This is a genomic window from Nocardiopsis metallicus (assembly GCF_014201115.1).
In the GTDB taxonomy this organism is placed as follows: Bacteria; Actinomycetota; Actinomycetes; order Streptosporangiales; family Streptosporangiaceae; genus Nocardiopsis; species Nocardiopsis metallicus.
In genome coordinates, this window is record NZ_JACHDO010000001.1 from 1670380 (window position 1) to 1682517 (window position 12138).

The window sequence follows — 12138 nt, forward strand, 5'->3', positions numbered from 1 at the left end:
TTCTGGCGCCGTGCGGCCCGGAGGGAAGGTAACGATCTGGGGCGCGCTCGGGTCGCGGGGGGAAACAAAGCGTTGACAGCCCCGTAACCCGGTGCTAGAAACTGAACATCCTAGTATCTGGATAGCGCTTACCAAGCCTCAGCCTGCGAAATCTGACCGTGTTCTCAGCCACAGGCGCACGGCGCGGGTCCCCACAGCGCGTTTTCCGACCAGATTGGCGGTCACCACATGAACCCCGGCCCCAGCGTGCGATGTGCGCGCGAGACCCCGGTGCGGAAGGGAGGTGGGTCGCCTTGACCGCTCTGCTCCACGGCAAGACCGAGGCCGGAACGGCTGACGAATCCGGCACCGGCGCCAAGCCGCCGCGGACCCGCCGTAAGGCCGCGACCTCCCGAGGGGGGAACCGCAGGTACGAGAACCTCGCCGCGCTGGGGTTTCTCGGCCCGTGGTTCCTGGGCCTCGCCCTCATCACCGCGGGCCCCCTCATGGCCTCCCTCTACTTCTCCTTCACCGACTACAACCTCATCGGTGACCACCAATGGGTGGGCCTGGAGAACTACGAGCGCATGGTGACCGACACGCGCCTGCACAGCGCGCTGCGGGTCACCTTCGTGTACGTGTTCGTCTCCGTGCCCCTCCAGCTCGCCATGGCGCTGGCCCTGGCGATGGTTCTGGACCGGGGCCTGCGGGGACTGGCTCTGTACCGCTCGGTCTACTACCTGCCCTCGCTGCTGGGCGGCAGCGTCGCGGTGGCCATCCTGTGGCGCCAGGTCTTCGGCGCCAACGGCCTGATCAACCAGGTCCTGGGCTTCTTCGGTATCCAGGGCGAGGGGTGGGTGTCCCACCCCGACTACGCGCTGGGCACCCTGGTGATCCTCAACGTGTGGACCTTCGGTGCGCCGATGGTCATCTTCCTGGCCGGCCTTCGGCAGATCCCGGCCATGTACTACGAGGCGGCGGCGGTCGACGGGGCCAGCCCCCTGCGGCGCTTCTGGCACATCACGATCCCCATGCTGACGCCGATCATCTTCTTCAACCTCGTGCTGCAGATCATCAACGCCTTCCAGACCTTCACCCAGGCGTTCATCGTCAGCGGCGGCACCGGAGGCCCCTCGGACTCCACCCTCTTCTACACCCTCTACCTGTACCAACGCGGTTTCGGCGCCTTCGACATGGGCTACGCCTCCGCGATGGCCTGGCTGCTCCTGATGATCATCGGGGGGTTCACCGCGGTGAACTTCCTCGCCTCCAAGTTCTGGGTCTTCTATGGCGACTAAGACCGCGGCCCCCGTGCCCAAGCAACAGCGCACCAGGGCCGAACGCACACGGCGACTGCTCATCCACCTGGGGTTGATCGGCTTCGGCCTGATCATGCTCTACCCGCTGCTGTGGATGCTCTCCAGCTCCTTCAAACCCACGGCGGAGATCTTCCGGGAACCCGGGCTGATCCCCTGGAGCTTCACCCCCGAGAACTACACGGAGGGGTGGAACGCGCTGCAGTACCCGTTCCACCGCTACCTGCTGAACTCGGCGATCGTGGTCGGCGGGGCCATCGTCGGCAACCTCATCGGGTGCTCGATGGCCGCCTACGCCTTCGCCCGGCTGGAGTTCCGCGGCAAACGGCTGTTCTTCGCCATCATGCTCGCCACGATCATGCTGCCCATCCACGTGGTGATCGTGCCGCAGTACATCCTGTTCGCGCAGCTGGACTGGATCAACACCTTCTACCCGTTGATCGTGCCCAAGCTCCTGGCCACGGACGCCTTCTTCATCTTCCTGATGGTGCAGTTCATCCGGGGACTCCCCCGCGACCTGGACGAGGCCGCGCGCATCGACGGGTGCGGGCACGTGCGGATCTTCTGCCAGATCATCCTGCCGCTGTCCATGCCGGCCCTGGCCACCACGGCGATCTTCACCTTCATCTGGACCTGGAACGACTTCTTCAGCCAGCTGATCTTCCTGACCAGCCCGGACATGTACACGGTGCCGGTGGCCCTGAGGACCTTCGTCGACTCCAGCTCCCAAACCTCATGGGGGCCGCTCTTCGCCATGTCCGTCGTGGCGCTGGGGCCCGTGTTCGGTTTCTTCCTGGCTGGTCAGCGCTACCTGGTCAAGGGCATCGCGACCACCGGCATCAAATAGAGGAAAGGAAGTCCACCCATGAACTCCCCGCCCGGCGGTGCCCGCTCCCCGCGCCGGCGCCGCCCACTGCCCGCCACGACCGCCGCGGCCTTCGCCCTGGTCATGGCCGCCACCGCCTGCGGCGGCTCGGACTCCGACGACGGTGTCGTGGAGCTGCGCTTCTCCTGGTGGGGATCGGATGCCCGGCACACCGCCCTCCAGGAAGCCATCGACCTCTTCGAGGACCAGAACCCCGACATCCGGATCACGGGGGACTACACCGACTGGGCCTCCTACTGGGACCGGCTGGCCACCAGCACCGCCGCCAACGACGCCCCGGACGTCATCATGCAGGACGAGAGCTACCTGCGCGAGTACGGACAGCGCGGCGTCCTGGCCGACCTCAGCGAGTTCAACGGCGTCCTGGACCTGTCCGGAATCGACCCCAACGTGGCAGAGAACGGCGACCTGGACGGTCAGACCTTCGGGATCGCCACCGGCGTGAACGTCTCCGCGATCCTGGCCGACCCGCAGGCGTTCGAGGAGGCGGGTGTGGAGATGCCCGACGACGCGGCCTGGACCTGGGACGACTACATCGAGACCTCGGTGGAGATCAGCGAGGCAACCGGCGGGGAGATCGTCGGAACCCAGGGCATGACCAACGAGAACGCCTTCCACGTCTTCGCCCGCCAGCACGGCGAGAACCTCTACGACGACGAAGGAAACCTGGCGTTCTCCGCCCAGACCCTGGCCGACTGGTACGCCATCACCGAACGGCTCCTGGAGGACGGGGGCCAGCCCAGCGCGGCCGAGGGCGTGGAGATCGCGGCCGGCGGCCCCGACCAATCCGTGCTGGCCACCAACACCGGTGCCACGGCGTACTTCTGGACCAACCAGCTCGGTGCGGTCACCGAGGCCGCCGGCCGCGACATCGAGCTGCTGCGCTTTCCCGGCGAGACCGAGCACCAGCGGACCGGCATGTACTTCAAGCCAGCGATGTACTACTCGCTCTCCGCGGGGTCGGAGCACCCGGAGGAGGCCGCACGGTTCGTGGACTTCATGCTCAACAGCACGGAGGCGGCTCAGGTGGTCCTGTCCGACCTGGGGTTGCCCGCCAACCTGGAGGTGCGCGAGGCCATCACCGGCGATCTGCCTCCGGCGGACGAACGCGGGGCGGCCTTCCTGGCCGAGGTCGAGGACGAGATCGTCGACGGCAACCCGCCCCCTCCGATCGGATCGGGCGAGATCGTCACCATCAACGAGCGCGTCTACCAGGAACTGGTCTTCGGCAACCTCACCGCCGAACAGGCCGCCGAGCAGTTCATCGAAGAACTGGAGGCCGCGATCGGTAGCGGATCCTGAATCCCCGCGCCTCCTCTTGAATCGTTACAACGACCGCTGGGCTCCGGCGCCCCCGCCCCGGCCAGAGCCCCCGAATTCATCCGTATCACCCAGCAGAGAGGCAAATCCCCCCATGAACCACCACTCCGGCAGGGAGCTCGCACGGCGTCGGCGCCGCCCACTGCTCGCCACGACCGCCGCGGCCTTCGCCCTGGTCATGGCCGCCACCGCCTGCGGCGGCTCGGACTCCGACGACGGCATCGTGGAACTGCGCTTCTCCTGGTGGGGTGCGGACGACCGCCACGCCACGATGCAGGAGGCCATCGACGTCTTCGAGGACCAGAACCCCGACATCCGGATCACGGGGGACTACACCGACTGGGGATCGTACTGGGACCGGCTGGCCACCAGCACCGCCGCCAACGACGCCCCGGACATCCTCATGCAGGAGGAGCGGTACCTGCGCGAGTACGGACAGCGCGGAGCCCTGGCCGACCTCAGTGAGTTCGGTGAGCACCTCGACCTGTCCGCCATCGACCCCCTGGTGGCCGAGACCGGTGAGCTGGAGGGGCAGACCTTCGGTATCCCCACCGGTGTGAACGCCTACGCTGTCCTGGCCGACCCCCAGGCGTTCGAGGAGGCGGGCGTGGAGATGCCCGACGACACGACCTGGACCTGGGACGACTACGTCGAGATCGCGAACGAGATCTCCCAGGCCACCGACGGAGAGATCGTCGGTGCGCAGAGCATGGCCTACAACGAGTCGGGCTTCCAGATCTTCGCCCGTCAGCACGGGGAGAACCTCTACGCCGAGGACGGCACCCTGGCCTTCTCCGAGGAGACCCTGGCCTCCTGGTTCCAGATCACCAGCGACCTGTTGGACGGGGGCGGGCAACCCAGCGCCTCGGAGAGCGTGGAGATCGAGGCCGGCGGCCCCGACCAGTCGGTGCTGTCCACCAACCAGGGAGCGATGGCCCACTTCTGGACCAACCAGCTGGGCGGGATCAGCGGGTCCGCCGGGCGTGACATCGAGCTGCTGCGCTACCCGGGCGAGACCGAGAACGAGCGCACCGGGATGTACCTCAAGCCCGCGATGTTCTACGCGGTCTCCGCCGGTTCGGAGCACCCGGAGGAGGCGGCCAGGTTCGTGGACTTCATGCTCAACAGCGAGGACGCCGCCGAGCTGACCCTGTCGGACCTGGGGCTTCCGGCCAACGTGGACATGCGCGAGCACATCCTGGGAGACCTTCCGCCCGCGGACGAGCGCAGCGCGGCGTTCCTGGAGGAGATCACCGGGGACATCATCGACGGCAACCCGCCGCCGCCGATCGGTGCCGGCGAGGTCGTGGAGATCACCAAGCGGACCTCCGACGAGCTCGGCTTCGGCGACCTGACCCCCGAGGAGGCCGCGGAGCAGTTCATCAAGAACGTCAGCGAGGCCACGGGCAGTTCCTGAGCGATGGCAGGGTCGCGCTGAAAGCGCTCCCCCTCAGCTGAGAGCAGCCGGTCCGCGGACACAGTGAACACCTCTGGTCAGGGGCTCGCGGAAGCGGGTCCCTGACCTGTGTCCACCTTCCGGCGCCCCGTCTGGGACAATCCGAACGCGAAAGCGCGCAGGTCCCCGTGCACCCGGCCCCACAGCCGGCGGCGCGGCGGGGACGTCTCATCGGAAGGAAGAACCCGTGACCACCCCTACCAACGCAGAGACACCGGCCGAGATCCTGGCGGCGGCGCGACGCGACCACGCCGCCCTGGTCGAGCGCGGACTCTCCCTGAACCTGACCCGGGGCAAGCCCTCCGCGCGCCAGCTCGACCTGTCCGCCGATCTGCTCAGCCTCCCCGGTGACCGCCACACCGCGGCCGACGGCACGGACTGCCGCAACTACGCGGGCGCGCCCCAGGGTCTGCTGGAACTGCGGGAGATCTTCGCCGACCTCCTCCAGGTCCCGGTCGAGCAGCTGATCGCGGCGGGCAACGCCAGCCTGGAGCTCATGCACGACTGCCTGGCGGGCGCCTTCCTGGGCACCCTGCCCGGGGCGGAGGGCCGCTGGGCCGACGCCGAGCGCGTGGCCTTCCTGTGCCCGGCCCCCGGCTACGACCGGCACTTCACGCTGTGCGAGCGCTTCGGCATCGAGATGATCCCCGTGCCGATGACCGACCAGGGCCCCGACATGGACGTGGTCGAGCGCCTGGTGAGCTCCGACGCGGGCGTCAAGGGCATCTGGTGCGTGCCCAAGTACAGCAACCCCGACGGCGTCAGCTACTCCGACGAGACCGTCCAGCGCCTGGCCTCCATGGAGACCGCGGCCCCGGACTTCCGGATCTTCTGGGACAACGCCTACGCGGTGCACCACCTCACCGACGAGGAGGTGGAGATCGCCGACCTCCTGGCGGCCTGCGCCGAGAGCGGCAATCCCGATCGCGCCTTCGTCTTCGGATCGACCTCCAAGGTGACCTTCGCCGGTGCGGGCGTGGCCTTCCTGGGCTCCTCCCCCGCCAACGTGCGCTGGTACCTGGAGCGCGCCGGGGCCCGCTCCATCGGCCCGGACAAGATCAACCAGCTGCGCCACGCACTCTTCCTCAAGGACGCCGAGGGGGTGCGCGCCCACATGCGCGGCCACCGTGAGCTGCTCCAGCCCAAGTTCGAGGCGGTGGAGCGCATCCTCAGCAAGCAGCTGGCGGGCACCGGTCTGGCGACCTGGTCCACCCCCAAGGGCGGCTACTTCGTGCGCCTGGACGTCCTGGACGGCTGCGCCCGCGAGGTGGTGCGCCGGGCGGCCGAGGCCGGGATCGCGCTCACCCCCGCTGGCGCCACCCACCCCTACGGTGAGGACCCCCAGGACCGCACCATCCGTATCGCGCCCTCCTTCCCCGAGCTGGACGCTCTGGAGGAGGCCATCGAGGGGCTGGCCGTGTGCGTGCGGCTGGTCGGCGCCGAGAAGCTCGTCGCCGACCAGGGCTAGGGCCGCCAAGCGTGTAGCACCTGGTTCTTCGCGTAACCGCGAGGCGCCCCGGTCCGAGCTGGACGGGGGCGCCTCGCGTGTGCGGTGTCCGTGACGGCGACGTGTCCTCCTGGCGGGGGACCGGGGTGAGGGGCTGGTCACGCAACTCCTCGGGCAGGACCTCCTGGGGCGCGTTCTGCCAGGCCATCGGTCGCAGGAAGCGGCGGATCGCGGTGATACCCACCCAGGTGTACAGGGCGTTGGTGGTGGACGCCCTGCTGCCCACCGACTTGGTGGCCCTGGCCGACCGCACCGTCACCGACCGCGGGGAGCTCCTCGCGGAACTGACCGCGGTCCGTGATCGGGGCCATGCCACCGACGACGGCGAGAACGTCGAGGGCGTGCGCTGCCTGACCGGGCGGGGACTCTCAGGAACCCAGGAAGCGCAGTACCGCCAGGACCCGGCGGCTGTATTCGGGGGTTCGGGCCAGGTCCAGCTTGTCGAAGATGGCGTTGATGTGCTTCTCGACCGCGCTCAGGGACACGAAGAGCCGCTCTGCGATGGCCGCGTTGCTCAGCCCCTGCGCCATGTTCTCCAGCACGTCGCGCTCACGCGGGGTCAGCCGGGCGAGCGGATCGGTCCGGGTGGTGCGGGCGAGCAGCTGGCGGACCACCTCCGGGTCGAAGGCCGCTCCCCCGGCCGCCACCCGCTCCAGGGCGTCCAGGAACTCGCCCACCTGCGCGACCCGGTCCTTGAGCAGGTAGCCCACCCGCTCCGGGGCGCCGGTGAGCAGCTCGGCCGCGTACCGCTGTTCCACGTACTGCGAGAGCACCAGGACCGCTACCTCCGGCCGCTCGGCACGGATGCTCAGCGCCGCGCGCAGGCCCTCGTCGGTGTGGGTGGGAGGCATCCGCACGTCCACCACCGCCGCGTCGGGCTCGTGCTCGGCGACCGCGGCCAGCAGGCCCTCGCCGTCCTCGGCCGCCGCCAGGACCTCGTGTCCCTCCTCCTCCAACAGCCGGATCAGGCCCTCCCTGAGCAGGACTGAGTCGTCGGCGATCACCAGGCGCATGCGGGCTCCGTATCCGGGGGGCTGAGAAGAGTGGCAGGCGAGAAGGGGAGAGGTCGATTATCGGTCAAGCGGGAGCAGGGCGCGCACGGTCGTGGGTCCTCGGGGCGGGCTGTGCACCTCCAGGGTGCCGTCCAGCGCCCGGACCCGCCGGGCCAGCCCGGTCAGGCCACCGCCCCCGGGGTCGGCCCCGCCCCGGCCGTCGTCGGTGACGGTCAGCCGCACCCGGGCCTCCTGGACCCGCAGGTCCACGATCACCTCGCCCGCCCCGGAGTGCTTGGCGGCGTTGGTCATCGCCTCGCGCGCCACGAAGTACACGGCGGTGGCCAGCTCCTGCGGGAGGGGTTCGGGCAGGTCGAAGCGGACCCGGACCGGGAGAGGGGCGCGCTCGGCCGCCTCGGTCAGCGCCGCCTGGAGCCCCAGGGTGTCCAGGGCCGTCGGGTAGATCCGCCAGGCCACCTCGCGCAGCTCCTCCAGCAGGACCCGGGACTCGGTGTGGGCCTGGCGCACCAGGTGCGCGGAGCGCTCGGCGTCACTGCCGCGCTGGGCCCGCCCCAGCAGCATGGCCAGCGCCACCACCCGCTGCTGGACCCCGTCGTGCAGGTCGCGTTCGATCCGGCGCCGCTCCTCGTCCACGGCCCGCACGATCCCGGTCCGGGTCCGGGTGAGCTCCTCGATCCGCCGCCGCATCAGCTCCTCGTCGGTGGGACCGAGCACCGTGCGGGCCAGCCACCTGTCCATGCCGCCCAGGAACATCACCACCCACCAGGTGAGCACCGACATCACCAGGGCCGCGACCAGACCCAGGGGGACGCTGGAGGTGGTAACCCCCACGCCGGGCCAGTTCACTGACACCTGGGTGGCGGTGTCCGTGACGGCCTGGGCCACCGCACCGTAGACCAGGAGGAAGGGCACCGGCGTGATCACGAAGACGAGACAGACAGAGCCCAGATTGACCGGTAGGCGCAGGAGCAGGTAGGCCGTCCGGGCCCGGGCGCCCGCCTCCGGGGTGATGGTGGCTCCCAGCCAACGGGCGAGTCGGTTCAGGTCACGGTCGCACAGCCACAGCACCCACGCGCTCGACCTGCGCCGCGCGTGCGGCCGCAGCGACGGCCGGACCACGCCGGCCGACAGGACCAGGACCGAGGCCGCCGCCCACACCAGGGTCAGCGCGCTGACGTACAGCCCCGCCCACAGGCCGAGAAACTCACGGCCGCGCCGCCCCACGTGCGCCAGGGCCCGGCTCCCCCGGAGCCCTGCCTCGTATCCTTTGGCCACGGTCCTCTCCCCTGCCTGCCGCTCCGGCGTCCCGGTGCTCATGCGCGTCCCCGTCTTCCTACCGGAAGAGCCCACCGCTACCACCGGCGCCCACCTGCTCAGCTGGTCCACCCGACCGACCGAAACGGGGGTGATCGCAGAGGCCACCGGGGACTGACGCGGCTCGTCGTCCGCGTTCTGTCGTCCCCTTCGGGGACAATGCCCGGCATGAGCGACGCAGCGCAGCACACACACCACACCAACGACTACGTCGAACTCTCGGTCACCGACCTAGAGGAGGCCAAGAGGTTCTACAGCGAGGCCTTCGGGTGGCGGTTCAACGACTACGGGACCATGTACGCCGGTATCCGTTCCCCCGACGGCGAGTCCGAGGTGGGCGGGCTCAACCCGAACGGTGAGGTCCGCGGCGGCGGCCCCCTCGTCCTGCTCTTCTCCGAGGACCTGGACCGCACGGTCGAGGCGGTGGCGGGCGCCGGCGGCCGGATCCTGAAGGCCCCCTACGCCTTCCCCGGCGGGCGGCGCTTCCACTTCGCCGACCCCAGTGGGAACGAGTTGGGCGTGTACGCCAACTCCTAGGACTTGGGCGGTAACGCACACAGAGTCAGCGCGCGCGAAGGTGCCCCGCTCCCCCACGGATGGGAGCGGGGCACCGGCTCAGGGGCCTACCGGGGCGTTGTCGTCCGGCTGTGCGCTACTTGGGGAAGCGCAGCGTGGCGCCGGCGTTCGTGGTGTCGTGGTCGGTGTCGAAGTCCACGTTCTGCTCGGTCTGGGGCAGCTCGGTGAATCCGGCGTCCGACATCACCGCGGCCCGCAGCATCAGCGCGCTGGCCGGGGCCTTGAACCCGGCGTCCGGGTCGTCCAGGCCCCTGGGCGAGGTGTCCACCATGACCGGTGAGTGGTAGGAACCCCACAGTTCGGGCTCGTTGGCACGTTCGGCGCCCAGCAAGAGCGTGTCCACCCGGCCCTCGGACAGCATCGGCAGGATGGAGGTGGTGCCCCTCACCGCCTGGTCGTGGGCGAGCTTGCGCTGGTAGTCGGAGAAGGCCTGCTCGCGCTCCTCGCGGACCAGCTCGTGCAGGCACTCCTCGGCGGTCTCGTGCAGGCGTTCCTCGGCGTCGGTCCCGCCGCGTCCGCCCGCGACCACCTTGATTGGGATGGTGAGCTGGCGGGGCCCGAGGTTCTCACGCAGATAGGCGATGGCCTCGTTGTCACCACCGACGATGATCGCCTTGGCGTCGACCTTGCGCACGGCCTCGCGCACCATCTCGGCGACTTGGGCGGTGTTCTCCTTCCACAGTTCCTGGGCCATGTTGGTGTCGGCGCGCCGACCTCCGGCGTCACCGCGCTGGGCCGGGTAGATCCGCCCCTGTGCTTCCATGTCCTGCAGGTCGTAGCCCTCGTTCTCGACTTCCATGACGGGTTTGGGCATGGGCTGAGCGGCGTAGGCGAACACCTTGGCGTGGATCCGGTCCAGAGCCACGAGCACGTAGGGAAGGCGGCGACTGCGGTCGATGGCCAGGGGGAGGGTGTCCGGGACCGGCAGGAACGTAGCCCGGTCCTGCGAGGGCGGTTCGGCCAGAGTGTGCTCTCCGAGGAGCCGCCCCTCGGAGGCGTAGAGCGCCTGACCGTGGTCACCGTAGGCGCGGGACGCGCCTTGTCCCACGGCCTCCTCCAGCACGTCCAGGGTGGCCTCGTCGGTCCCGAGCGCGGCCAGCTCCTCGCGCAGGTGCCGCCAGCGCAGTTCGATCTTCTTGTCGGCGTCCGTGGTATCGCGGGTGGTGTCCAGGTGCACCGATGCCACCGGGCCGTCGCTTTCGTACAGAGGTCGCAGAAAACCAAGGTCCATAGTCTGCGGGGCGCGTGTACCCCCGCCCCGCCCACCTCCTTCTCGGGGTCGGCCTGCGGGCCATCCTGAGGGGCCATCGTGCGCATGGGAAGGGCGCCACGTCGAACCAGACACGGATGTTGCCCGAAGATTTCCAGGTTTTTCCCGATCACCCGTTTTTCGCGGACGGGGCCGGGCTCAGTCTTGCCGGCATGCGGACCCTTGACCGCTCTCCGCGTCGGGCCCGGGTGGGGACTCGGGATCGGCATCGGCCAGCGCCTGGTCGATCACCCTCGGAGTGAGCACCAGGGCGGGGGCGGCGGCCAGGGCCAGGCCGATCAGCCCCGCCGCGATGAAGGGGGAGGCCAGCGCCCACTCGCGCCCCAGCGGCCCCTCCAGCACCGCGGCCAGGGCCCCGCCCAGACCCATACCCACGGACAGCAGCCCCCAGGACAGCGTTCGGTGGGCGCTGAAGGCCCGGGAACGCAGCCGGTCGGGGGTCAGGCGCTGGAACAGCGAGATCAGGGTGATGTTCCACCACGTGATGATGAATCCGTTGATGAAGTAGCAGACCACGAACGCCGGGATGCTGTGCAACAGTCCCACGACGAGCGCGGTCGAGCCCAGCACCGCCAGGATCACGCCCATGGCGGTGGAGGGGTGCACCCGCGTGGAGAAGGAGGGCACCACCAGTGCTCCCAGGACCGCGCCAGCCGCGGTGACAGTCATCAGCAGCCCGTACCCCTGTGGTCCCACCCCCAGAACGTCCTGGGCGAAGAGCACCAGTACCGCCCCCGTGAACGCCGCGGCCATGTTGGACAGCCCGGACACGATCGCCATCGGGCGCATCACCGGATGCCGCCACAGCCACGCCAGGCCCTCACCCAGCATGGTCAGGATCGCCGGGTGCGCTTCCCCGTCCGTCTTCGGGCGGAAGTTTCCGCGCATGGTGAGCAGGCAGACGACCGCCAGCAGGATGAGCGCGGCCTGCGCGCCGAACGCCCACGCGGTGGACACAGCCAGCAGAGCCCCGGCCAGCGGGGCGCCCAGGAAGCTGTTGAGCACCCTTTCCACGGCCTGCAGGCGGCCGTTGGCCCGTTCCAACTGCGAACGCGACACCACGCTGGGCACCACCGACTGCGCGGTGTTGTCGAAGAACACCTCACAGGCCCCCACCAGCAGGGCCACCGCGATCAGCAACGGGATCGACCCCGCGCCCAGGACGATCACGACGGTCAGCGCTGCCAGCAGCAGCGCCTTGGCTCCCCCGGCGGCCACCTTCAGACGCCTCCGGTCGACCCGGTCCCCCACCACCCCCGCGAGCAGGGCGAACAACAGCCACGGCAGGCGGGTGGCCGCGCCGACCATCGCCACCAGGAAGGGATCGTCGGTCAGGGTGGTGGCGTACCAGGGCAGCGCCACCACCGCGATCCCGTCGCCCAGGTTGCCCAGCCCCACCGCCCCCAGCAGCTTGTGGAACTGCGCGCCGAGGGGTTCACGGCGGGAGCGTCCGGTCTCGGACGGTGGTGTGTCCTGGGGTGCTGAGCTCTGCGACATGGGA

At 69.7% G+C, this 12138-nt stretch carries 11 protein-coding genes and 1 pseudogene; 8 read left to right on the forward strand and 4 right to left on the reverse strand.

The features are described 5' to 3' along the window. Positions 1–293 precede the first annotated feature (293 nt). The 6 genes and pseudogenes from HNR07_RS06980 to HNR07_RS36275 all read left to right on the forward strand — a co-directional run. Entirely contained in the window at positions 294–1277 is a 984-nt protein-coding gene (locus HNR07_RS06980) for a carbohydrate ABC transporter permease (protein WP_184363465.1), read from the forward strand. Next, positions 1267–2142, forward strand: coding sequence for a carbohydrate ABC transporter permease (locus HNR07_RS06985; RefSeq protein WP_184363468.1), 876 nt, complete (start codon positions 1267–1269; stop codon positions 2140–2142). Before HNR07_RS06980 ends, HNR07_RS06985 begins: the two co-directional genes overlap by 11 nt. Positions 2143–2160: 18 nt before the next feature. Next, positions 2161–3483, forward strand: a complete 1323-nt coding sequence (locus tag HNR07_RS06990; protein WP_184363471.1) for an ABC transporter substrate-binding protein — start codon at positions 2161–2163, stop codon at positions 3481–3483. Between the two features lie 112 nt (positions 3484–3595). Then, complete coding sequence (locus HNR07_RS06995) at positions 3596–4918, forward strand: ABC transporter substrate-binding protein (protein ID WP_184363474.1); 1323 nt, start codon at positions 3596–3598, stop codon at positions 4916–4918. A gap of 226 nt (positions 4919–5144) precedes the next feature. After that, positions 5145–6425 (forward strand): aminotransferase class I/II-fold pyridoxal phosphate-dependent enzyme, encoded by a 1281-nt coding sequence (locus HNR07_RS07000; RefSeq protein WP_184363477.1) that lies wholly within the window; start codon positions 5145–5147, stop codon positions 6423–6425. Positions 6426–6697: 272 nt separating this feature from the next. After that, positions 6698–6757 (forward strand): annotated as a pseudogene (locus HNR07_RS36275) (hypothetical protein); the annotation flags it as partial. A 75-nt stretch (positions 6758–6832) separates the two neighbouring features. On the opposite strand, the gene HNR07_RS07010 reads toward HNR07_RS36275, so the two are convergent. Both HNR07_RS07010 and HNR07_RS07015 read right to left on the reverse strand, forming a co-directional pair. Next, positions 6833–7477 carry a response regulator transcription factor gene (locus tag HNR07_RS07010; protein WP_184363479.1) on the reverse strand — a complete coding sequence of 215 codons (645 nt, stop codon included), beginning with the start codon at positions 7475–7477 and terminating at the stop codon, positions 6833–6835. A gap of 57 nt (positions 7478–7534) precedes the next feature. Beyond that, a complete protein-coding gene (locus tag HNR07_RS07015; RefSeq protein ID WP_312893652.1) occupies positions 7535–8752 on the reverse strand; it encodes a sensor histidine kinase in 1218 nt (405 codons plus the stop codon). Here HNR07_RS07015 and HNR07_RS34285 point away from each other — a divergent pair. Beyond that, the gene (locus HNR07_RS34285) at positions 8745–8909 is read left to right on the forward strand and encodes a hypothetical protein (RefSeq protein ID WP_221320135.1); all 165 of its coding nucleotides are present in this window, start codon (positions 8745–8747) and stop codon (positions 8907–8909) included. The genes HNR07_RS07015 and HNR07_RS34285 overlap by 8 nt on opposite strands. A 50-nt stretch (positions 8910–8959) precedes the next feature. Then, on the forward strand, positions 8960–9328 hold the full coding sequence (locus HNR07_RS07020) for a VOC family protein (protein ID WP_184363485.1): 369 nt from the start codon (positions 8960–8962) through the stop codon (positions 9326–9328). A 115-nt stretch (positions 9329–9443) separates the two neighbouring features. Here HNR07_RS07020 and HNR07_RS07025 read toward each other — a convergent pair whose 3' ends face one another. Together HNR07_RS07025 and HNR07_RS07030 are read right to left on the reverse strand one after the other, a co-directional pair. Beyond that, entirely contained in the window at positions 9444–10598 is a 1155-nt protein-coding gene (locus HNR07_RS07025) for a baeRF2 domain-containing protein (RefSeq protein WP_184363488.1), read from the reverse strand. Between the two features lie 177 nt (positions 10599–10775). Further along, positions 10776–12134, reverse strand: a complete 1359-nt coding sequence (locus HNR07_RS07030; RefSeq protein WP_184363491.1) for an MFS transporter — start codon at positions 12132–12134, stop codon at positions 10776–10778. Positions 12135–12138: the final 4 nt, after the last annotated feature.